This is a genomic window from Paraburkholderia sp. MM5477-R1 (assembly GCF_050436385.1).
GTDB classification, from domain to species: domain Bacteria; phylum Pseudomonadota; class Gammaproteobacteria; order Burkholderiales; family Burkholderiaceae; genus Paraburkholderia; species Paraburkholderia tuberum.
Genome location: NZ_JBNDMC010000007.1, coordinates 305,050 through 326,880 on the forward strand (window position 1 = coordinate 305,050; position 21,831 = coordinate 326,880).

The following is a 21,831-nucleotide window of genomic DNA, read 5'->3' on the forward strand; positions in this document are numbered from 1 at the left end:
CTCCTCTTTACCAATTCGTGGCCCTGCGCGCAGTATCTCGCACCACGCCGGCATATTTTCGAACGATCGTGCCACAAGTGTCGAACCCGCACAATTGGCCATCCGGCAAATAGCCGTTGTGCAAACTCGCCATTACAATGCGCCGATGAGCAAATCCAGACATGTGTCGGAAACACCCGCCACGCAGCTGCTGCGCCGTCACGGCGTCACGTTCGGCGAGCATCCTTACGACTACGTCGAGCATGGCGGCACCGCGGAATCGTCGTGCCAGCTCGGCGTCGACGAGCATCGCGTCGTGAAGACGCTGGTGATGGAAGACGAGCACGCGAAGCCGATGATCGTGCTGATGCACGGCGATCGCACCGTCAGCACCAAGAACCTCGCGCGGCAGATCTGCGCGAAGCGCGTCGAGCCGTGCAAGCCCGAGGTCGCGAACCGGCATTCGGGTTATCTGATCGGCGGCACGTCGCCGTTCGGCACGCGCAAGCAGATGCCGGTGTACGTCGAATCGACCATTCTCGAGATGGACAAAATCTGGTTGAACGGCGGGCGGCGCGGCTTTCTCGTCAGCATCGAGCCGAAGGTGCTCACCGATCTGCTCGCGGCGAAGCCGGTGCAATGCGCGAGCGTGGACTGACGCCGATGAGCGGGTTGACGTTTGCCTGAATGTTTTTCGCGCGGACGCGTTCGGTAAAATGTGCGCCGCCCTGATTCGACGGGCATGCCCTGTTGCGGTTGGGGTATCGAATGTCAGACCGCGATCCTTATAAGAGTCCCAGATGCAAAACCTGATCGTCGCTGTCGTTGCCTATCTGATCGGTTCGTTGTCGTTTGCCGTGATCGTGAGCGCCGCGATGGGTCTCGACGACCCGCGCTCGTACGGCTCGGGCAACCCGGGCGCCACCAACGTGCTGCGCAGCGGCAGCAAGAAGGCCGCGATTCTGACGCTGATCGGCGACGCCTTCAAGGGCTGGCTGCCGGTATGGCTGGTCGTGCATTTCGGCGCGCGTTACGGGCTCGACGAGCGCGCGATCGCGATTGCGTCGCTTGCGGTGTTTCTCGGTCACCTGTATCCGATTTTCTTCCGCTTCAAGGGCGGCAAAGGCGTCGCGACCGCCGCGGGCGTGCTGCTCGCGATCAACCCGACGCTTGGCGTCGCGACCTTGCTAACCTGGCTGATCGTCGCGTTCTTTACGCGCTACTCGTCGCTCGCGGCGCTGTGCTCGGCGCTGTTCGCGCCGCTGTTCTACGTGTTTCTGTTCGGGCCGCGCATCGTCGCGCTCGCGGTTCTGGTGATGAGCCTGCTGCTCGTGTGGCGGCATCGCGGCAATATTGCGAAGCTGATGCGGGGGCAGGAGAGCCGTATCGGCGACAAAAAGAAGGCAGCCGGTCCGGCGGCGGGCAACGATCTTTGAAGTGGGCTGAGCGCTTCGCCCGGCCCGATGGCCCGATGCGAAGTGCTTCCGGGTCCGCGTGAGGCTCGTTGCAAGCCAGGCGCGCCGTGCCGCTTAGTCGCGGAAGTTGTTGAAGTCGAGCGGCGTGTCGGTCACGTCCTTGCGCAGCATCGCGATCACGCTTTGCAGATCATCGCGCTTCGCACCGGTGATGCGCACCGCGTCGCCCTGAATGCTCGCCTGCACCTTGATCTTGCTGTCCTTCACCAGACGCACGATTTTCTTCGACAGATCGCCCGAGACGCCCTTCTTGATCTTGATGACCTGCTTGACCTTGTCGCCGCCGATCTTCTCGATCTTGCCGTAGTCGAGGAAGCGCACGTCGACGTTGCGCTTGGCCATTTTCGACAGCAGCACGTCCTTCACCTGGCCGAGCTTGAAGTCGTCGTCGGCGTACGTGGTGATTTCGTTTTCCTTGTGTTCGACGCGCGCGTCGGACCCCTTGAAGTCGAAACGCGTCGAAATTTCCTTGTTGGACTGCTCGATCGCGTTCTTGACTTCGATCATGTTCGCTTCGCAGACGACGTCAAACGATGGCATTGCTTTCTCCCAATAGTGCGGCAGTGCGCGACACAGCCGGTCGGCTGAGCGCGAGGCACTCGCTATAATCACGGACCGGACGTCATTTTACCGACGCCGCTCTCTTTTGCCCAAGGCCGCCGCGCGGCGTCGCGACGGCGGGGATCCCGCGTCGGGCGGCGCCGCTCGTGTCGTCAGGCGCATCATTGGTGGTTTTTGTCGTTTCCTGTTGCTTCCCGTCGTTGCCCTGTTGCCATTCCGATGTCCCAATCCGCTCTTGCCGCTCCCGCTGTCGCGTCCCTCATGGCCGGCTATCCGCTGAAGGCCCACAACACCTTCGGCTTCGACGTGCGCGCGCAGTTCGCGTGCCTGATCGAGCGTGAGGAACAGTTGCTCGCCGCGGTGCGCGATCCGCGCGTCGAGGGCCTGCCGCGCCTCGTGCTGGGCGGTGGCAGCAACGTCATGCTGACCGGCGACTTCGCCGGGCTCGTGCTGCTGGTGGCGCTGCGCGGGCGCCGCGTGGTGCGCGAGGATCAGGAGGCGTGGTATGTCGAGGCGGCTGGCGGCGAGCCGTGGCACGAGTTCGTCGCGTGGACGTTGGCGCAGGGCATGCCCGGCCTCGAGAATCTCGCGCTGATACCTGGCACGGTCGGCGCGGCGCCAATCCAGAACATCGGCGCGTACGGGCTCGAAATGTGCGAACGCTTCGCGTCGCTGCGGGCGATCGAGCTCGTGACCGGCGAGGCCGTCGAACTCGACGGCGATGCGTGCCGGTTCGGCTATCGCGACAGCCTTTTCAAGCGGGAAGGGCGCGAGCGCTTCGTGATTGCGTCGGTGACGTTCCGTTTGCCGAAGGCGTGGCAGCCGCGCGCGGGCTACGCGGATCTCGCGCGCGAGCTGGCGGCGCGCGGTCATGTGGCGAGCGCTGGCCAAGCCGAGGGTGCGGCCGCGCAGCCGACCGCGCAAGCCATTTTCGATGCGGTCGTCGCCGTGCGGCGTGCGAAGCTGCCCGATCCGCTCGTACTGGGCAACGCGGGGAGCTTCTTCAAGAATCCGGTAATCGATGCCGCCCAGTTCGAGGCGCTGAAGCGTCGCGAGCCGGAAGTCGTGTCGTATGTGCAAGCGGATGGGCGGGTGAAGCTGGCGGCCGGCTGGCTGATCGACCGATGCGGCTGGAAGGGCCGCGCGATGGGCGCGGCGGCCGTGCATGAGCGACAGGCGCTGGTGCTGGTGAATCGCGGTGGCGCGAGCGGCACGGAAGTGTTGGCGCTGGCACGGGCGATCCAGCACGACGTGTTCGAGCGATTCGGCGTGGAACTGGAGGCGGAGCCAGTTTGCCTGTGAGCGGCAGTTCTCTCTTTTCGCGCTGAGTTGCCCCGCGGAGCGTCGCCGCCGACGAATGCAAAAGGCGCCGGGAGTTTCCTCCCGGCGCCTTTTTTGTGTCCGCGGTTCCGGCGGGTGTATGGACCAGCGGCTCGCTCAGTGATTGAGCTTGCCGAGCAGCAGGTATTCCATCAACGCCTTCTGCACGTGCAGACGGTTTTCCGCCTCATCCCACACGACGCTCTGCGCTCCGTCGATCACTTCCGCGCTGACTTCTTCGCCGCGATGCGCGGGCAGGCAGTGCATGAAGAGCGCGTCGGGATTCGCGCGCGCCATCATGTCGGCGTCGACGCACCAGTCTGCGAAGGCCTTCTTGCGCGCTTCGTTCTCGGCCTCGAAGCCCATGCTGGTCCACACGTCGGTGGTGACGAGATCGGCGCCCGTGCAGGCTTCGTTCGGGTCGTCGAATTCCTCGTAGAACGACGCGCTTTGCGCCGCGACGAGCGCGCGGTCGAGCTTGTAGCCGGGCGGCGTGGACAGGCGCAGCCTGAAGCCGAGAATCTGCGCGGCTTCGATCCACGTGTACAGCATGTTATTCGCGTCGCCGACCCACGCGACCGTCTTGTCGCGAATTGGACCGCGATGCTCGAAGTACGTGAAGATGTCTGCGAGCACCTGACACGGGTGGTATTCGTTCGTGAGCCCGTTGATCACCGGCACGCGCGAATTCTCGGCGAAGCGCTGGATGATGTCCTGGCCGAACGTGCGGATCATGATGATGTCGACCATGCGCGAGATGACTTGCGCGGCGTCTTCGATCGGCTCGCCGCGGCCGAGCTGCGTGTCGCGCGTGCTCATGAACACGGCGTGGCCGCCCAGCTGGAAGATGCCGGCTTCGAACGACAGGCGCGTGCGTGTCGAATTCTTTTCGAAGATCATCGCCAGCGTGCGGTCATGCAGCGGGTGATAGGTCTCGTAGTTCTTGAATTTGCGTTTCAGGATGCGCGCGCGCTCCAGCACGTACTCGTAGTCTTCCAGCGAGAAGTCCTTGAACTGCAGGTAGTGGCGAATTTTCTTGGCGGTCATGAAACAAATACGGCGGTCTCACCCGGCAGGGTTGCCGGACTGCGCCGCCGTCGGTATGGTGGTAACTCCATGCAGCATAAAGGATTTCGCCTCGTTTGACGAGTCGGCGGGAAGGCGCCGCAAGCGATTCGAAAGCGTCGTACCGGGCTTCGCGGGGTCGTCGGAAGGCGCTTGTGTGCGCTGCGGAAAAGGGCCCGCTGCGCTATAATCTGCGGGTTATCCCAAAGTCCAGCAGGCCGGCGTTTCGCTTGAAGAAACGCGGCTCGCGCGGCGCGGAAAGCCTGTCACGGCGTGGCCGTCATGACAGACGCCAGAGCGGTTCAGCCGGTTCGCCGCAGCGGTTCTCGTGGTGCGGTTCGTCATTGTTGCGTTAGCGCCAGATCCCACGCACGTCGCAGGTGGCTGCAAGCGCTTGCCGTACATGCCGCTTGCGGTGAGTTCGAGCGTACAACTGGCGTCGCCGGTTGGTCGTCATTCCGCTGGGCAGTCACACAGGTATTTCTACATGGCCGAAGCAGCTCCAATCGAATATTTCATTCAGGGCATTACGTCGACCGGAAAAAAATTTCGGCCGAGCGACTGGTCGGAGCGGCTCGCGGGCGTCATGTCGTCGTTCGGGCCCGGCGTGAGGAAGGGGCCGAACGCCTATATGCAGTACTCGCTGTACGTGCGGCCGACCATGATCGGCGACCTCAAATGTGTGATTCTCGATTCGCGGCTGCGCGACATCGAACCAATGGCCTTCGATTTCGTTATGAACTTCGCGAAAGACAACGACCTGCTGGTCACCGAGGCGTGTGAGCTGGAACTCGAGCATGCGCCTGCGCCGCAAGCCAAACGGCACGTCATCTGATGTAAGTCGACCGGATCGGCAAAAGCAAAAAACAAAAACCCGCAAGCAGCGGGTTTTTTTGTGGCTGGCAATTCAACCCAAACAAAAAAGCCCGCCAAAGCGGGCTTCTTGTGCAGCGGAAACAGGAGGTAGCCCGCCGAAGCGGGCCGACCGGAATTACTGCGCTGCGGGCGCTTGCAGACCCTTGACGGCTGCAGCGAGGCGGCTCTTGTTGCGAGCTGCCTTGTTCTTGTGAACGATGTTCTTGTCGGCGATGATGTCGATGGTCTTCGACGATGCCTTGAAGATTTCGGCGGCCTTAGCGTGATCGCCTGCGTCGATTGCCTTGCGGACAGCCTTGATAGCCGTGCGGAACTTCGAGCGCAGTGCCGAGTTGTGCGAGTTTGCCTTCGCGGCCTGGCGGGCGCGCTTGCGTGCTTGTGCGGAGTTAGCCATGACGGTTCCTTATCCTGTTCCTGTATCCAGTACCCGGCCTTCAATGATGAGGCGAGGTGCTGCTTCTCGATCCGAACCCTTGGAAGCGATTGCCCAAGGGCGCAAAAGTGTCGAAAAAATCGATCGAACTACGCGAAGGCGGGCTCGTGTTTCAAGGCATCCGGATGTATTGACAGGCGGCGCTGCGCCAACCTGAGAACCGCGTCCGAAGACCATTCGAAAACTGAGCAAGCTTCGAAACCGACGATTATAGCAACAAAATCAGGCACGTGACAACGGAAAACACGCGCCGGCGCCACAATGACCGGAGCGGCGTCATGTCGGCGCGTATGTGCTGGCCCTCCTGCGAGGGCGCCGATGGAAGGCGGCGGCGCTGCCGGGAAGACCGCAGAAAACACAAAAAATCGCGCTTTCCAGCCGATCGCGGCGAACGTCCGCGTGGCAAATCGGTCCGAATCGCGTTCTGGCTCGTCGCCCGCATTGGCGGGACCCGTATAATAAGCGCCCCATGAATCTATTACGAGCCCTGCTGACGGTCAGCGGCTTCACGCTGCTGTCGCGCGTGACCGGACTGGCCCGTGAAACGTTGATCGCCCGTGCGTTCGGCGCCAGTCAATACACCGACGCTTTCTACGTCGCCTTTCGCATTCCGAACCTGCTGCGTCGCATTTCCGCCGAAGGCGCGTTTTCGCAGGCCTTCGTGCCGATCCTCGCGGAGTTCAAGAACCAGCAAGGCCACGACGCCACCAAGGCGCTCGTCGACGCGACCTCGACCGTGCTCGCGTGGGCGCTCGCCGTGCTGTCAGTGATCGGCGTGGTCGGCGCGTCGGGCGTCGTGTTCGTCGTCGCGTCGGGCCTCGCGCACGAGGGCCACGCGTACCAGCTTGCGGTCGCGATGACGCGCATCATGTTCCCATACATCATTTTCATCTCGCTGACGTCGCTGGCGTCGGGCGTGCTGAACACGTACAAGAACTTTTCGTTGCCCGCGTTCGCGCCCGTGCTGTTGAACGTCGCGTTCATCGTCTCCGCCGTATTCCTCGCGCCGCGCCTGCAAACGCCGGTCTATGCGCTCGCCTGGGCAGTGATCGTCGGCGGCGTGCTGCAATTCGTCGTGCAGCTGCCGGGCCTCAAGAAGATCGACATGGTGCCGCTCATCGGCCTGAACCCGCTGCGCGCGCTCGCGCATCGCGGCGTAAAGCGGGTGCTCGCGAAGATGGTGCCGGCGATGTTCGCGGTGTCGGTCGCGCAGATCAGCCTGATCATCAACACCAACATCGCGTCGCACATCGGCCCCGGCGCGGTGTCGTGGATCAACTACGCCGACCGGCTGATGGAGTTTCCGACCGCGCTGCTCGGCGTCGCGCTGGGCACGATCCTGCTGCCGAGCCTGTCGAAGGCGCACGTCGATGCCGACTCGCATGAGTATTCGTCGCTGCTCGACTGGGGACTGCGCGTCACGTTCCTGCTCGCCGCGCCGAGCGCGATCGCGCTGTTCTTTTTCGCCCAGCCGCTGACAGCGGTGCTGTTCAACTACGGCAAGTTCGACGGCAATGCGGTCGTGATGGTGAGCCGCGCGCTCGCCGCCTACGGAGTCGGCCTGATCGGCCTGATCCTGATCAAGATCCTCGCGCCGGGCTTTTACGCGAAGCAGGACATCAAGACGCCAGTGAAGATCGGCATTGGCGTTCTGGTCGTCACGCAGTTGAGCAACTACGTGTTCGTGCCGGTGTTCGCGCATGCGGGTCTCACGCTGAGCGTCGGGCTCGGCGCTTGCGTCAATGCGTTGCTGCTATTCATTGGTCTGCGCAAACGTGGCAATGCGTTGCTGCTATTCATTGGTCTGCGCAAACGTGGCATTTATATGCCGTCGAGCGGCTGGCTCAAGTTTTTCGTGCAGTTGCTCGGAGCGTGCCTCGTGCTCGCCGGCGTGATGCGCTGGCTCGCGATCAGCTTCGACTGGATCGGCATGCATACCCAGCCGGTCAGCCGCGTGGTGTTGCTCGGTGCGTGTCTCGTGCTGTTCGCCGCGCTGTATTTCGGTATGCTTTGGCTGATGGGCTTCAAGTACGCGTATTTCAGAAGGCGAGTGAAGTGATCACCATGTCGCGGGTTCTCGATTATTTCAGTACGCTCGTCGCCGAAGACGAGAGCCTGCCGCTGACCGAGACGGCGCTCTCGATCGCGCAGGATGCCTATCCCGACCTCGATCTGCAGTCGGTGCTCGCCGAGATCGACGAGCTGGTGCTGCGGCTGCGGCGCCGCATGCCCGACGATGCCGACATCCGTCAGAAGGTTGGCATCCTCAATCGTTTCTTTTTCCGCGAACTCGGTTTCGCGAGCAACCTGAACGATTACTACGACCCCGACAACAGCCATCTGAACGTCGTACTCAAACGCCGCCGCGGCATTCCGATTTCGCTCGCGGTGCTCTATCTGGAGATGGCCGAGCAATTCGGCGTTCCGGTGCGTGGGGTGTCGTTTCCAGGCCACTTCCTGCTGCGCGTGACGATGCCCGACGGCGACGTGATGCTCGATCCGACCAGCGGTCATTCGCTGTCCGAAGCGCAGATGGTCGAGATGCTCGAGCCGTACGTCGCGTCGGCTGGCGATTCGGTCGGGCGCGCGCTACGCATGCTGCTGCAACCAGCCACGCATCGCGAGATCGTCGCGCGGATGTTGCGCAACCTGAAGGCGATCTATCTGCAGACCGAGCGTTGGCAACGTCTGCTCGCGGTGCAGCAACGACTCGTCATTCTGCTGCCGGACAATATCGAGGAAGTGCGGGATCGCGGTTTCGCGTATGCGCGGCTCGATTATCTACGGCCCGCGCTCGAGGACCTCGAGAGCTATCTCGGCGATCGCCCCGATGCGGAAGATGCCACCGTGGTCGAGTCGCAGTTGCATGAATTGCGGCAGCGCACGCGGCATGATGGCGGCGAATAGCGACGCGCGTTTTCACGCTGCATAAACACAAACGCCTGCACATGTCGCACATGCACAGGCGTTTTTTTATCGCCGTATGCAGGCCCGGGCCTAGCATCGGCGACCCGATCGATCGCTAAGCGATCCTCACTTCGGCTGCATGCGGATCGCGCCGTCCAGCCGGATCACCTCGCCGTTCAGCATCGGATTGTCGAAGATCTGCTTGGCGAGCATCGCGTATTCGGCCGGTTTGCCGAGGCGCGGCGGGAACGGCACCATCGCACCGAGCGCGTCCTGCACTTCCTGCGGCATGCCGAGCAGCATCGGCGTTTCGAAGAGGCCGGGGGCGATCGTCATCACGCGGATCGCGTTGCGCGACAGGTCTCGCGCGATCGGCAGCGTCATACCGACCACGCCAGCCTTCGACGCGGAGTAGGCCGCCTGGCCGATCTGGCCGTCGAACGCGGCGACCGATGCGGTGTTGATGATCACGCCGCGCTCGCCGTTGGCGTTCGGCTCGTTCTTCGACATTTGCACCGCGGCGAGCCGGATCATGTTGAACGTGCCGATCAGATTGATCGAGATCGTGCGCGTGAACAGATCGAGCGAATGGGGCCCATCCTTGCCGACGGTCTTCGCGGCCGGCGCGACGCCCGCGCAGTTGACGAGACCGCGCAGCGTACCGAGCTTCGTCGCGGCTTCGACGGCCTGTTGCGCGTCCTCTTCCCGGCTCACGTCGCATTTGACGAAAGCGCCGCCGAGTTCCTTTGCGAGCGCCTCGCCCGCGTCCAGATTCAGGTCGGCGAGGACGACTTTGCCGCCGTTCTCGACGAGCAGGCGCGCGGTGGCAGCGCCGAGCCCTGATGCGCCGCCGGTGATCAGGAACACGTTGTCACGAATTTCCATGTCTTCTCCTTTGCTACGGTTGTTCAGTGCGGTCTCGAGCGAAGCATTTTTCGACGACGATCGATTGTAGCGGCTGTGCTGCGCTGCGGAAAGCGAAGCGGGCGGCGGCATGCAAGCGCTATGGAAACCTAACTAGGTCCGCTGGGCGTTCCCCACCGCTTGCCGCTTTTGGTTTGCGCACCGAGCCAAATAAAAAACCCGCCCAACGTGGGCGGGTTTTGGTCAAACGAAAACAGCGGTAATGTTTGGACCAAGCCGGTTTACTTCAGCGCGTCGAACGCGCGGGCGCGAATTTCATCGACGCTGCCGAGGCCCGAAATGCGGCGATATTGGGGCGCCTTCACCGAGCTCGACGTATCGCCGTTCTTCGCCCAGCCGTTGTAGTACTCGATCAGCGGCTTGGTTTGCGATTCGTACACTTCCAGACGCTTCTTGACCGTTTCTTCCTTGTCGTCGTCGCGCTGGATCAGCGGCTCGCCGGTCACATCGTCGATGCCCTCGACCTTCGGCGGATTGAACGTCACGTGATAGGTGCGGCCCGATGCGGGGTGCGAGCGACGGCCGCTCATGCGCACGATGATCTCGTCGAACGGCACGTCGATTTCGAGCACGTAGTCGATCGCGACACCGGCCTGCTTCATTGCTTCGGCTTGCGGAATCGTGCGCGGGAAGCCGTCGAACAGATAGCCGTTCGCGCAGTCCGGCTGCTGCAGACGTTCCTTCACGAGGTTGATGATCAGCTCATCCGTGACGAGCTCGCCGGCGTCCATGAAGCGCTTTGCTTCGAGGCCGAGCGGCGTGCCGGCCTTGACGGCCGCGCGCAGCATGTCGCCGGTCGAAATTTGCGGGATGCCGAACTTTTCCTTGATGAAGTTGGCCTGAGTGCCTTTGCCGGCACCCGGTGCACCCAACAGGATCAAACGCATGGATATCTCCAGATCTATGTGAATTCTTTGTTGACGCGGCATGCTTCCCGGCGATTCTCGCAGGTTCCGCATCGGCTACCGTTGGCTACCTCGCGCTGCACGTCGAATACGACGGCGCTGCAAGATCCGCACGGCGCGACCGGGATAACCCGCGTGTCGCCTGCGCTGGGAGGCGCGCATAACCGTTCGATTATGCCACGGCTTCCCGCGCTCAAGACCCGAATAAGGCCCGTACGCGCGCGAGATCGGCGGGGGTATCGACCCCCGCCAACGGTACGTCTTGCGTGACGAGGACCGCGATGCGCTCGCCATGCCACATCGCGCGCAGTTGTTCGAGCGCTTCGACCTGCTCGATCGGCGAGATCGCGAGGCTCGGGTACGTGCGCAGAAATTTCGCGCGATACGCGTACAGGCCGATGTGCCGGTATACGACGGCGGGCGCGGCCGGCGTCGGCATCGATGCGACGTTGGGCCAGTGCGGTTGCCATGCGTCGCGCGCCCACGGGATCGGCGCGCGCGAGAAATACAGCGCGATGCCGCGCGCATCGGGCACGACCTTGACGACGTTCGGATTGAAAATTTCGGCGGGATCGGTGATCCGATGCGCGGCCGTCGCGATCGCGCAGTCGCTCGTCGTTGCCAGATGCGCGGCGACGCCGCGCACGAGCGCCGGGTCGATCAGCGGCTCGTCGCCCTGCACGTTGACGACGATCGTGTCGTCGCTCCAGCCGAAACGCGTCGCCACTTCCGCGAGACGGTCGGTGCCCGACGGATGGTCGGCGCGCGTGAGTACCGCGTCGAAGCCGTGGTCTCGCGCCGCGTCGAGCACTTCCTGCGCGTCCGACGCGACCAGCACCTGTTGCGCGCCCGATTCGCGCGCGCGCTGCGCGACGCGCACGACCATCGGTTTGCCGCCGATGTCCGCGAGCGGCTTGTTGGGCAGACGCGTCGACGCGAGGCGGGCCGGCACGACGGCGATAAACGGATGAGGGGTGGTGTGGATCATCGGATCAGGAACGGTCGGCGATCAGGCCGGAGGAAGAGGCTGCGCGCGCGACGCTCACGCAGGGTCGGACATGAGCCGGAGCGGCGAAAACGGCTGCGGATCGTTATTGGAGCGCATGCGGGGAGGGGGCAGTGGCATCGATGAAGCCTGCCTTGACCCGCGCGCGAGCGAGACGTCGCGGCGCCTCGGTGCCGCAACGCGGCGGGTCAGGCGACCGAGCCTGGATTCAGATCGACCGGCGTGCCTTCGACGGTCTGCCTCGCTTCGTCGACGAGCATCACGGGAATGCCGTCGCGGATCGGATAGGCGAGCTTGTCCGCGTTGCAGATCAGTTCCTGCGCGGCGCGGTCGTAGCTGAGCGGGCCCTTGCAGATCGGGCAGACGAGGATTTCAAGCAGGCGAGCGTCCACGGACTTTCTCCACAACTAATGCAGTGAGGCGGTGATCAAGCGCGGCTTCGACCGGGACTACCCAGATGCGCGCGTCGTGCCAGGCCCCCAATTTTACCGCATCCTTTTCCGTAATCAGGATCGCGTCGGCGTCGACGTCGGTGAACGGATTGCGCTCGAACGCGTAGTGGTCGGGCAGCGCGCGCGTCGTGGGCGCGAGGCCGGCCGCGCGCACTGTCGCGAAAAAGCGTTCCGGCGCGCCGATGCCGGCCGCGGCCAGCACGCGTTGACCGGCGAATTGCGCAAGCGGGCGGCGCAGTGCGGGATTGTCGAGATGCCACGCGTCGGCAGGGGCGAGCTGCAGTGCGAACGTGTTCGGCCACGCGGGCAGCGTGCGCGCGTACGGATCGTTGATCAGCGTCGCGTCGCGGCGGCGCGACAGCGGCTCGCGCAGCGGCCCGGCCGGTAGCAGGAAACCGTTGCCGCCGAGCCGGTGATCGAACACGACGAGTTCGACATCGCGCGCGAGGCGATAGTGCTGCAAGCCGTCGTCGCTGACGATCACGTCGACATCGCGATGCGCGGCGCACAGCGCCTGCGCGGCGGCGACGCGGTCCGGACAGACCCACACGGGTGCGCCGGTGCGGCGCGCGATCAGTAACGGCTCGTCTCCGCCGACCCGTGCCGACGAACCGGGCGTGACCCGGGTCGGCGTGCTCACGCGCGCGCCGTAGCCGCGCGACACGATGCCGGGCGTTAAGCCCGCGGCGCGCAACGCTTCGACGAGCGCGATGACGGTCGGCGTCTTGCCGGTGCCCCCGACCGTCACGTTGCCGACCACCACCACCGGCACGCCGACGCGCACCGATTTGAGCCAGCCGAGCGAAAACGCGGCGCGGCGCGCGGCCGCGACTGCGCCGAACACGCAGGCGAGCGGCGTCAGCGCCCAGGCGAGCGGTCCACGTTGCTGCCATTCGCGCGCGAGGCGCGCTCCGAGACGGTCGCTGAGTTCGCTCATGGGCGGGTTGCGAGCACGGACTGCGCGCCGTGCGCACTACGCGGGGTCAACATCAACGCGGTTCTCCGGACAATCGAATGCGAATACGGGTCGAAAAATGAGGTGCGAGCGGCGCGGCGAAAGGCCCGCGCCCAGTGGCCTCGGGCCGGGCAAGCTCTCCGCCGCGCTGCGCGATCGACATGCCGTCGAACCCGGCACTGTAGCGCGCGGGCGTCCCGCCCGGCAAGTCGCGTAAGGTCCAACGCACGCCGCTCCACGCTATGTGCGGTTGCTCACAGTCTGTGGATAACTTTGTGGAGAACCTGCCGTCCGATTGTCCCGAAGGGCCATTCCGTGCGCTTTGGATCGTAGTACTCGCTCGCTATCGAGATGCAAACGCCATATAAATCAAGGCTCTGCCAGGAATTTATTGACGTTGGCGGGCGTTCTGGCGGAATTCGTCAGGCGGTTCCCGCCATGTGGACACTTTTAACAATCCTGCGATTCCGGCTGGACGCCGCTCTTCGCTCGGTCTATCGTCTGTCCGGCCAGCGCTATTTATTCCTTGCATGAACCCCGAAAATCCTTTTGCTTCTGCGGCCGCACCTGGCGGTGAGGTCGTCGTTCCCGTCTCCGCGCTCAATCGCGCGATCGGCACGATGCTCGAACGCTCGTTTCCACTCGTTTGGGTCGCGGGTGAAGTGTCGAACTTCACGCGCGCCGCGAGCGGCCATTGGTACTTCTCGATCAAGGACGCGCAGGCGCAGATGCGCTGCGTGATGTTCCGCGGTCGAGCTCAGTACGCCGAATTCATGCCGCGCGAAGGCGATCGCATCGAAGTGCGCGCCCTCGTCACGATGTACGAGCCGCGCGGCGAACTGCAGCTTAATGTCGAAGCGGTGCGCCGCACCGGCCAGGGGCGTTTGTACGAAGCGTTTCTGCGGTTGAAGGCGCAACTCGAGGCCGAGGGGCTGTTCGCCGCCGAGCGCAAGCGCGCGCTGCCGACGCATCCGCGCGCGATCGGTATCGTCACGTCGTTGCAGGCGGCCGCATTGCGCGATGTGCTGACGACGCTGTCGCGTCGCGCGCCGCATATTCCGGTGATCGTTTATCCGGCGCCGGTGCAGGGCGCGGGCGTCAGCGCGAAGCTCGCGGCGATGATCGAGGCGGCTGGCGCGCGCCGCGAGGTCGACGTGCTGATCGTGTGTCGCGGCGGCGGCTCGATCGAAGATCTGTGGGCGTTCAACGAAGAAGTGCTCGCGCGCGCGATTGCCGAAAGCGTCATACCCGTGGTGAGCGGCGTCGGTCACGAGACCGATTTCACGATTGCCGATTTCGCCGCCGACGTACGTGCACCGACGCCGACCGGTGCCGCCGAACTCGTCAGTCCACAGCGCGTCATGCTGCTGCGCGAACTCGATCATCGGCACGCGACGCTCGCGCGCGCGTTCGGCCGCATGATGGAGCGGCGCGCGCAGCAGCTCGACTGGCTGGCGCGCCGGCTCGTGTCGCCCGCCGAGCGGCTCGCTCGGCAGCGCACGCATCTGCAGCAGTTGCGCGTTCGGCTCGCGTCGGCGGGCGCCCGGCCGGTGCGCGACGCTCGTGCGCGATTTTCGTTGCTGCAGATGCGCTGGCAACGCTGGCGTCCGGATCTCGCGGCCGAGCGCACGCGCGTCAACGTGTTGGCGCAGCGTCTGAATGCGGCGCTATCGCGCCGGCATGAACGACAGGTCGCGCGCATCGACATGCTCAGCGCGCGACTCGAAGTGCTGAGTCCACAGCGCACGCTCGAGCGCGGTTATGCGGCCGTGCTCGATGCGCAAAGCGGTCGGGCGATTCGCACGCCGTCGTCGCTGAAACCTGGACGTCGTCTGACGATGCATCTCGCCGAAGGCTCGGCCGATGTCGCGCTCGCCGACGTGCAGGCGCGTCTGACCGACGGTTTCTGACGTTTCGCCGGTGGGCGCGTGACGCCCTGTTTACTGTCTTCCGACGAGCCGGGCACGCGCCATGCGCGCCCTTCTCATGGGCCTTGCGCACGGCGTGTTCGACATGCCGGACATAAAGGCCGTTGGTTTGCGGGGTTATTCCAACTCGCCTACAATCGAGTGCTCGATAGCGTCATCCGCAGACTCCCCACAACAGATACAGAGAAGGAAAGCACCATGGAACATACGCTCCCGCCGCTGCCGTTTGCGAAAAACGCGCTCGCTCCGCACATGTCGGAAGAGACGCTCGAGTTTCACTATGGCAAGCATCACCAGACCTATGTGACCAACCTGAACAATCTGATCAAGGGCACCGAGTTCGATAACCTGTCGCTGGAAGAGATCGTCAAGAAGTCGTCGGGCGGTATCTTCAACAATTCGGCTCAGGTGTGGAATCACACGTTCTTCTGGAACAGCCTGTCGCCGCAAGGTGGCGGCGCACCGACCGGCGCGCTGGCTGACGCCATCAACGCGAAGTGGGGTTCGTTCGACAAGTTCAAGGAAGAGTTTGCGAAGACCGCGGTCGGCACGTTCGGCTCGGGCTGGGCATGGCTCGTGAAGAAGGCTGATGGTTCGCTCGACCTCGTGTCGACGAGCAACGCCGCCACGCCGCTCACCACCGACGCGAAGGCTCTGCTGACGATCGACGTGTGGGAGCACGCTTACTACATCGACTATCGCAATGCGCGTCCGAAGTTCGTCGAGGCGTACTGGAACATCGTCAACTGGGACTTCGCAGCGAAAAACTTCGCTTGAGATTGCCGGTTGCGGCTCGCCGTCTGATGTCGTGATCTTTGCGGTCGCGATTGAAGATGGTAGCCAGAGACGAAAGCCCTCCATCGCGAGGGCTTTTTCTTTCTGGAGGCGATTGGAAGGGGAGGGATTGGTATTGCTTACCACCGAGGGATGCCCTTCTTACGCGCTCCTGAAAGAAGTTTGTCACAGTTGGTAACTGCGGTTTGGCGGGGCGCGGCGCTAAGCCCCGCGGCTAATCGTCGGGGCCAGAATTCGTGGACATCTGTCGATGCCGATGAGCCCGGTCCGCGCCCGTCGACTTCGCCGAACTGGCGAGGGCGGGCGCTGGCGGCGGATGGTTCATGTACTGGAAGTTCTGCGCGGTCGCGGCGCTCGGGAAGGTCGTCACGCCCAGTTGCTGGAGTACGACGTTCGGCGCGGCCGGCGTCGTGTCAATCGATTGCCAGCTCATCTACAAGCATTACTTGATATAACGTACCAATCGCCGCAGCGGACTCACAGCAAGGTCGAGGCCAGCCAGCCGGGCAAAAAACTTTCTGTAACTGAGCCGTAACCACGGAATTTCGCGATTAGCCTAACGTTTGAACTCCAAACCTCCGAAGTGCACCACCATGATTCCCAGCAATAAAACGATCAGCCTGGCGATTCCCGCCACCGTCATCGCGCTCGCGTTAGGCGGTTGCGCAGTGGCGCCACCGAGCGGCCCGAGCATAGCCGCGATGCCGCGCAGCGGCGAGCCGCTCAGCCAGTTCCAGCAGAACGACTACGCCTGCCGCGACTACGCGAATCAATCGACGAATCCGTCCGGCGCTGCGCAGGCGGCCACCACGAACAGCGTGAACAGCGCGGCGCTCGGCACGCTCGGCGGCGCAGCGATCGGCGCGCTGTTCGGCGCCGCGGCGGGCAACGCCGGCGCGGGCGCGGCGATCGGCGCCGGCAGCGGTCTGCTGATCGGGGGCGCGAACGGCGCGAATGGCGCCCAGTATTCGGCGGCCGGCATGCAGGCGCGCTACGACACCGCCTACGCCCAGTGCATGACCTCGAAGGGTGAGACGATCGTTCAGCCGCAGCCTTACTATTCGACGCAGCCGGTGTACGTCGCGCCCCGTCCTTATTACGCGCCGCCTCCGCCCGTCATGTACGCGCCTTATCCGGCTTACTGAGCGGTGATAGCTGAGATCGGCCGGCTTGCTTGTCTTGCATTGTCGGCCGGTACTGCATTTCAAGTCCGAAGGACGGTTGGGCGGTAGCTTTTAGCGACGATCGTCGAATCCGTGCCGCTCCTTATTCCGCGCTGTCGGTCGATGCCGCTTTGCGCGGGCGACGGCTCCGGGACGCCGTTTTACGGGCTGCCTTCCTGGCGGGCTCAGACCCTTCTTCCGAATTGATTGCTGGAGCAGGGGGCGCGGCCGGCGCTGCGATCTCAGGTACTTCCTCGATCGTGCCTGGCGTGCTTTTCTTCACTTTCTTCGCGGCCGTTTTGCGCGATGCGCGCTTTTTGGCGCTTTGACGCAGCGCGGGTTGGTCGCTGTCGGTGGAATGGTCGGTTCCTTGGCCGAATACGACTTGTTCAGCGGCTGTATCCGCTTGCGCTGTTACAGCGCGAGCTTTGGACGCTTCAGCTATCGGTTCAGTGACGAACTCACGTGGGAGCGGCGCGTGTTCACGCGGTTCCTGCCGCTCGACCTCTTCGGCGGGTTCCGCGTGTTCGGTGAGAGCCGGAGCGGTAGCCGCATGCTCTTCATCAGCCGTTTCGTGGTGACCGCGCTTGCCGTGCGCGGCCTCCTGCTGACCCCGCCCCAGCTTGCGGTTGTTGCGCTCCTTGCGCCGCGACTTGTGCTTGCCGCCCGACTCGGACGCGGCCGCTTGCGCAGCCTGCGCTTCATACGAATGTTCGGCCGCCTGTTCGGCCGATACCGCTTCGGCCGACCCCGTTTCGGCAGACTCCGCCGCGGTTTCGCCGATGGTTTCACTTGCCGCTTCACTCGCAACGTTCACGGCTGTGCTTCGATAGACGTACGCGCCTGACTTTTCATCGCGGCCGAATTCGAGCAGCCCGCGCGCCTGCGCTTCTTCCAGCAGATTGCCGAAAGCGCGAAACCCGTAATACGTCTCGTTGAAATCCGGTTTGCGCCGTTTGATCGCGTTCTTCAGCACGGACGCCCAGATCTTGCCGCTGTCGCCACGTTCGGAAGCGAGCGCGTCGAATGTCTGCACCGCAATTTCAACGGCCTTGCTGCGGCGCTTCTCCAGATCTTCCTTGGGCGGGGCTTTCTCTTCGTCAGGCGCACGTTTGGCTGCCTGCTGGGTGTTCTGCTGCTGACGCGACGATTCGGGCCTCGCGACTGCGCGCTGACTTTCGCGTACGAGATCGTCGTAAAAGAAGAACTCGTCGCAATTCGCAATCAGCAGATCCGAGGTGGACTGTTGCACACCGACGCCGATCACCTGTTTGGCGTTCTCGCGCAGCTTCGACACGAGCGGCGAGAAATCCGAATCACCACTGATGATGACGAACGTATTGACGTGCGATTTCGTGTAACAAAGATCGAGCGCATCGACGACGAGCCGGATGTCGGCGGAATTCTTGCCCGATTGGCGCACGTGCGGAATTTCGATCAACTCGAAATTGGCCTCGTGCATCGCGCCTTTGAAGCTCTTGTAACGATCCCAGTCGCAATACGCTTTCTTGACGACGATGCTGCCCTTCAGCAGCAGGCGCTCGAGCACCAGCTTGATGTCGAACTTGTCGTACTTCGCGTCGCGCACGCCAAGCGCGACATTCTCGAAGTCGCAGAACAGCGCCATGCTGACGTTTTCGTTGGATGACGCCATGTGTATCTCCATTGAAGCGGTCGTCGAAGTCGACGAATCGCGACATGATAGCGATTCCAGCGAAGGTGAGCAGCTTTTGTGGTGCGCTCGCACCGATCGGTAGGTGGGAATTTGCAGCCAGCGGTCCAACCGGTGGTCCAGCGGGCGGCTCGATGTCAGTTCCGTTACAGGGTGTCGCGACGGCCTGCGTTGTTCCATGTCGCGCGAGCTTCCAGCACGTCGTCGATCAATCCGTATTCCCTCGCTTCGAGCGCCGACATGAAGTTGTCGCGGTCGGTATCGCGCGCGATTTCTTCGATGCTGCGTCCGGTCCGCTCGGCCATCATCGCATTGAGACGCGCTCGTACATACAGCACCTCCTTGGCCTGGATTTCGATGTCCGCCGCGGTGCCCTGACCGCCGCCCGACGGCTGGTGAATCATGATGCGCGCATTGGGTAGCGCATACCGTTTGCCGCATTGACCCGCGGTGAGCAGAAAGGTGCCCATGCTCGCGGCAAAACCCGTGCACAAGGTCGAGACCTCCGGTTTGATGAACTGCATGGTGTCGTAAATCGCGAGGCCGTCATACACGGAGCCGCCGGGCGAGTTGATGTAAAAAGAAATATCCTTGTCGGGGTTCTCCGATTCGAGAAACAGCAATTGCGCGACGATCAGACTGGCTGACTGCTCGTTCACGGGCCCGACAAGAAAGACGATGCGCTCGCGCAGCAGGCGGGAGTAGATGTCATAGGCACGTTCGCCCCGGCCGGATTGTTCGATCACCGTGGGCACAAGGCCGAGGCCGGAGACAGACGGGTAACTGGAAGGCATGGATTCCTCGTTCAGGATGGATGGCGCGGGCATTCCGGGATGCGCAGGCCGCCGCGGATCAGAAGCCGCGTGACATGCGCCGGTTGTTGCTCATTTGACGAAGCAGCCGCTGGCGTTGTGACAGGTTGTGACAGCGAATTTTTTTGCGCCGCGCTGTCACATCACCGGTTGCCCATGCGTCAAGCTCAGGAATACCGAGCATGACGCGCGCCTGAGCCATGCCACCGGTATGCATCCGCTTTTTCACCACGCACCATCGGGAGGTCTACGCATGACGGAACAGGGAATCGACAAGGCATCCAGTTTCGAGGCCGCGCGCGCCCGTCTGCTGGCACTCGCATATCGGATGCTCGGCAGTCGCGCGGAGGCCGAAGACGTGGTGCAGGATGTCTGGCTCAAATGGCACCTGGCCGATACGCAGGCGGTGCAAACGCCGGTCGCGTGGCTCACCACGCTCACCACGCGCACGGCGATCGACCGTCTGCGTCATGCACAGCGCGAGCGTGCGTCACAGGCTAGCGGCTGGTTGCCGGAGCCGTGGCTCGACGAGGTCGCGCCATCGGCGGAGGAGTTGGCGTTGCGAGCGGCAGATATGTCGTACGGCGTGATGCTGCTTCTCGAACATCTGAAACCAGACGAACGTGCGGCGCTTGTCCTGCATGAAGCGTTCGAGTGCGGTTATGCGGAAATCGCCTCGATTCTCGAGCGCACGCCGGCCGCTTGCCGGCAAATGGTTCATCGCGCCAAGGAGCGTCTGAGACGTGCGGGGGCGCCGTTGGAGCGGCCCGATCCGGCGGTGCATGGGCGAATCGTCGAGCGTTTGCGCGCGGCGCTCGAAGCGCAAGACCGGGCGGGCCTGCTACAGCTTTTCAGCGATGCGCCGCAACTGATCAGCGACGTACCTTTGTACGTTCCGCCCCCTCAGTTCCCCACAGCCAACCCGGCCCTTCGAGCACAAGGGCCAACGCCTGAAACCGAAGCGCAACGCGACCGCGAACCGGGTTCAGGTCCGAAGTGGATGGCTGTAGTCACATCGCTCGCGCAACAGGCGAGCCATGCGGAGGTGGTGTCGATGGCGGGTGCGGTGTGCATCGCACTGTTCTGCGACGGCGAGATCGTCGGGTTAATCGACGTGGTGACGGATGGAAAAACGGACCTTTCGGCGAAAATCGTCTCGCTGCGCATCCTGACCAGCGCCGCGCATCTGCAGGCGGCCAACCGGATGCTGGGCCGTGATGCGATCACGGAACTGCTTGCCCGCATCAAGGACCATCCGGGGGCGTCAGTTACGGTGAGCCGCGACTTCCCAGTTGATGTCGACGCATAGCACCTGCGTACCATGCGACGTGTGCGCGGCAATCGAGGCGGTCACGCACAGATGCGCTTCGTTGATCGACAGATACGGCGGCGTCAGATTAACCCGCCCCGGTTGACGCATCGCCTGAATGAAGTACGGGCGGCGCTCCCAACTCGCGCCTTCGGAATGCAGCAGCGGGCTGAAGCGCTTTGCGCGTTGCGATGTGCGCCCCGGCGGCAGCACGTTGTCGCCGATCTGCCGCCCCGAACCGTCCAAAACAAAGCAGCGCGCCGTTTCTCCGAGCGCGAGCAGAGGTGCGCTCGCCTGCGTGATCGATTCCCCGGCAACCAGCTGCGCGGCGGCTGCCTCGAGCGCCGTGACATACGGCGCGAGCCGCGCGGATTGCGCTTTCTCTCGAGCGGCAACGCGTTCGCGCAACGAAGCGGAGAGCGAATCCATCAGGCCAGCGGCAACTTGCGGCTTGACGGGTTCGACGCTCGGACCCGCGAAAAATGCGCCCTGGACGAAGTCGACATTGCATTCGAGCGCGATCAGCGCATCACGTTCGGTGCTCAGACCGCCCATCAGCACCAGTTGCCCAGACTCGTGCAACAGAGAGACGAGGCCCGGCAACACGCGCTCGATATGCGAGTGTTCACTCGCTTGCGCGAGGATGCAGCGGTCGAGCGTGACGATGTCCGGCCGCAGATTCCACACCCGGTCGATGTTCGAATGCTTGGCGCCAAAGCCGTCGAGCGCGATCAGGAAACCGGCCTTGCGCAGCGAATCGACGATTTCGGCGAAGCGCGTGGTTTCGCCGCCAGCCTGTTCGGATACTTCGAGCACCACGCGCTGCGGCGGCAGGCCGAGCGCCTTCAGGCTGGCAAGCAGCGCGTCGCCGTAGCTGGTGTCCATCAGTGCGGCCGGATGCAGGCTGAGGAAGAGCCATTCGTCGTGGCTGTCGAATGCGTTGAAGTTGCCGAGGTGCAGCGATTCGGCCAGCCGTCCGAGTTCCAGCAGATCGCCGCGTCGCGCGGCCTGCGTAAAGACTTCGTGCGAGGGCACTTGCCGCTCATGCTCGTCGTGCACGCGCAGCGACGCGTGATACCCGATCGCGCGCCGGTGCGATACCGAAAAGACCGGCTGAAACACGCTGAAAACGGTGTAGCCGCCATAGAGAACGGTACGCCGGGAGCCTTCGTCGCCGGCCATCGGGCGTGGTGGCTGGAAGCCGGGAGGATCGAGTTCGATCATGCTCATCGTGTCAGTCGTGTGGAAATGGCGGCGCTTGCTGGGCCAGGCAGGAGTTCGCGCGCGCAGACCA

The 21,831-nt window shown here is 63.6% G+C and carries 23 protein-coding genes; 10 read left to right on the forward strand and 13 right to left on the reverse strand.

Features of this window, described 5'->3' with window-relative positions; all coding sequences use genetic code 11:
• Positions 1-145: 145 nt before the first annotated feature.
• Both OKW35_RS30225 and plsY read left to right on the forward strand, forming a co-directional pair.
• Positions 146-637: an aminoacyl-tRNA deacylase gene (locus tag OKW35_RS30225; RefSeq protein ID WP_429553985.1), complete on the forward strand. Its 492-nt coding sequence runs from the start codon at positions 146-148 to the stop codon at positions 635-637.
• Positions 638-779: 142 nt separating this feature from the next.
• Positions 780-1,415, forward strand: coding sequence for a glycerol-3-phosphate 1-O-acyltransferase PlsY (gene plsY / locus OKW35_RS30230; protein ID WP_184023064.1), 636 nt, complete (start codon positions 780-782; stop codon positions 1,413-1,415).
• A 93-nt stretch (positions 1,416-1,508) separates the two neighbouring features.
• On the opposite strand, the gene OKW35_RS30235 is transcribed toward plsY, so the two are convergent.
• Entirely contained in the window at positions 1,509-1,994 is a 486-nt protein-coding gene (locus tag OKW35_RS30235) for a YajQ family cyclic di-GMP-binding protein (RefSeq protein ID WP_429553986.1), read from the reverse strand.
• Positions 1,995-2,234: 240 nt separating this feature from the next.
• On the opposite strand from OKW35_RS30235, the gene murB reads away from it, so the two are divergent.
• Positions 2,235-3,317, forward strand: coding sequence for a UDP-N-acetylmuramate dehydrogenase (murB, locus tag OKW35_RS30240; protein ID WP_429509895.1), 1,083 nt, complete (start codon positions 2,235-2,237; stop codon positions 3,315-3,317).
• A gap of 135 nt (positions 3,318-3,452) precedes the next feature.
• On the opposite strand, the gene argF is transcribed toward murB, so the two are convergent.
• Positions 3,453-4,382: an ornithine carbamoyltransferase gene (gene argF / locus OKW35_RS30245; protein ID WP_184058229.1), complete on the reverse strand. Its 930-nt coding sequence runs from the start codon at positions 4,380-4,382 to the stop codon at positions 3,453-3,455.
• Between the two features lie 505 nt (positions 4,383-4,887).
• Here argF and OKW35_RS30250 point away from each other — a divergent pair.
• Positions 4,888-5,235 carry a DUF3579 domain-containing protein gene (locus tag OKW35_RS30250; protein WP_008923011.1) on the forward strand — a complete coding sequence of 116 codons (348 nt, stop codon included), beginning with the start codon at positions 4,888-4,890 and terminating at the stop codon, positions 5,233-5,235.
• Between the two features lie 156 nt (positions 5,236-5,391).
• On the opposite strand, the gene rpsT is transcribed toward OKW35_RS30250, so the two are convergent.
• Positions 5,392-5,670, reverse strand: a complete 279-nt coding sequence (rpsT, locus tag OKW35_RS30255; RefSeq protein WP_027198671.1) for a 30S ribosomal protein S20 — start codon at positions 5,668-5,670, stop codon at positions 5,392-5,394.
• A 508-nt stretch (positions 5,671-6,178) separates the two neighbouring features.
• Between rpsT and murJ the strand changes: the two genes are divergently transcribed.
• Positions 6,179-7,768: a murein biosynthesis integral membrane protein MurJ gene (gene murJ / locus OKW35_RS30260; RefSeq protein WP_429553987.1), complete on the forward strand. Its 1,590-nt coding sequence runs from the start codon at positions 6,179-6,181 to the stop codon at positions 7,766-7,768.
• A 5-nt stretch (positions 7,769-7,773) separates the two neighbouring features.
• A complete protein-coding gene (locus OKW35_RS30265; protein WP_184058608.1) occupies positions 7,774-8,616 on the forward strand; it encodes a SirB1 family protein in 843 nt (280 codons plus the stop codon).
• Positions 8,617-8,742: 126 nt separating this feature from the next.
• On the opposite strand, the gene OKW35_RS30270 is transcribed toward OKW35_RS30265, so the two are convergent.
• From OKW35_RS30270 to lpxK, 5 genes are all read right to left on the reverse strand, one after another.
• A complete protein-coding gene (locus tag OKW35_RS30270) occupies positions 8,743-9,501 on the reverse strand; it encodes a 3-hydroxyacyl-CoA dehydrogenase (protein WP_090805443.1) in 759 nt (252 codons plus the stop codon).
• 260 nt (positions 9,502-9,761) lie between these two features.
• Positions 9,762-10,427 carry an adenylate kinase gene (gene adk, locus OKW35_RS30275; protein WP_090801619.1) on the reverse strand — a complete coding sequence of 222 codons (666 nt, stop codon included), beginning with the start codon at positions 10,425-10,427 and terminating at the stop codon, positions 9,762-9,764.
• A gap of 211 nt (positions 10,428-10,638) precedes the next feature.
• The gene (gene kdsB / locus OKW35_RS30280) at positions 10,639-11,433 is read right to left on the reverse strand and encodes a 3-deoxy-manno-octulosonate cytidylyltransferase (protein WP_429553988.1); all 795 of its coding nucleotides are present in this window, start codon (positions 11,431-11,433) and stop codon (positions 10,639-10,641) included.
• A gap of 206 nt (positions 11,434-11,639) precedes the next feature.
• A complete protein-coding gene (locus OKW35_RS30285; protein WP_007180583.1) occupies positions 11,640-11,843 on the reverse strand; it encodes a Trm112 family protein in 204 nt (67 codons plus the stop codon).
• Positions 11,824-12,840, reverse strand: a complete 1,017-nt coding sequence (gene lpxK / locus OKW35_RS30290) for a tetraacyldisaccharide 4'-kinase (protein ID WP_429553989.1) — start codon at positions 12,838-12,840, stop codon at positions 11,824-11,826. The genes OKW35_RS30285 and lpxK overlap by 20 nt, the downstream gene beginning before the upstream one ends.
• A 548-nt stretch (positions 12,841-13,388) precedes the next feature.
• On the opposite strand from lpxK, the gene xseA reads away from it, so the two are divergent.
• Entirely contained in the window at positions 13,389-14,768 is a 1,380-nt protein-coding gene (gene xseA / locus OKW35_RS30295) for an exodeoxyribonuclease VII large subunit (RefSeq protein ID WP_187614157.1), read from the forward strand.
• Positions 14,769-14,984: 216 nt separating this feature from the next.
• Complete coding sequence (gene sodB, locus OKW35_RS30300) at positions 14,985-15,563, forward strand: superoxide dismutase [Fe] (RefSeq protein WP_429404629.1); 579 nt, start codon at positions 14,985-14,987, stop codon at positions 15,561-15,563.
• A gap of 232 nt (positions 15,564-15,795) precedes the next feature.
• Here the strand turns inward: sodB and OKW35_RS30305 are convergent, their stop codons facing one another.
• A complete protein-coding gene (locus OKW35_RS30305; protein ID WP_429553990.1) occupies positions 15,796-16,014 on the reverse strand; it encodes a hypothetical protein in 219 nt (72 codons plus the stop codon).
• 160 nt (positions 16,015-16,174) lie between these two features.
• Between OKW35_RS30305 and OKW35_RS30310 the strand changes: the two genes are divergently transcribed.
• Positions 16,175-16,726: a glycine zipper family protein gene (locus OKW35_RS30310; RefSeq protein ID WP_184058218.1), complete on the forward strand. Its 552-nt coding sequence runs from the start codon at positions 16,175-16,177 to the stop codon at positions 16,724-16,726.
• Between the two features lie 121 nt (positions 16,727-16,847).
• On the opposite strand, the gene OKW35_RS30315 is transcribed toward OKW35_RS30310, so the two are convergent.
• From OKW35_RS30315 to OKW35_RS30325, 3 genes are all read right to left on the reverse strand, one after another.
• Entirely contained in the window at positions 16,848-18,398 is a 1,551-nt protein-coding gene (locus OKW35_RS30315) for an NYN domain-containing protein (protein ID WP_429553991.1), read from the reverse strand.
• A gap of 164 nt (positions 18,399-18,562) precedes the next feature.
• Positions 18,563-19,210: an ATP-dependent Clp endopeptidase proteolytic subunit ClpP gene (clpP, locus tag OKW35_RS30320; RefSeq protein WP_184058215.1), complete on the reverse strand. Its 648-nt coding sequence runs from the start codon at positions 19,208-19,210 to the stop codon at positions 18,563-18,565.
• A gap of 58 nt (positions 19,211-19,268) precedes the next feature.
• Entirely contained in the window at positions 19,269-19,457 is a 189-nt protein-coding gene (locus OKW35_RS30325; RefSeq protein ID WP_429553992.1) for a hypothetical protein, read from the reverse strand.
• Positions 19,458-19,481: 24 nt separating this feature from the next.
• Here OKW35_RS30325 and OKW35_RS30330 point away from each other — a divergent pair, with 24 nt between their 5' ends.
• Positions 19,482-20,537, forward strand: coding sequence for a sigma-70 family RNA polymerase sigma factor (locus tag OKW35_RS30330; protein WP_429553993.1), 1,056 nt, complete (start codon positions 19,482-19,484; stop codon positions 20,535-20,537).
• On the opposite strand, the gene OKW35_RS30335 is transcribed toward OKW35_RS30330, so the two are convergent.
• Positions 20,493-21,767: an EAL domain-containing protein gene (locus OKW35_RS30335; RefSeq protein ID WP_184058209.1), complete on the reverse strand. Its 1,275-nt coding sequence runs from the start codon at positions 21,765-21,767 to the stop codon at positions 20,493-20,495. The two genes, OKW35_RS30330 and OKW35_RS30335, sit on opposite strands and share 45 nt — an antisense overlap.
• Between the last annotated feature and the right edge of the window lie 64 nt (positions 21,768-21,831).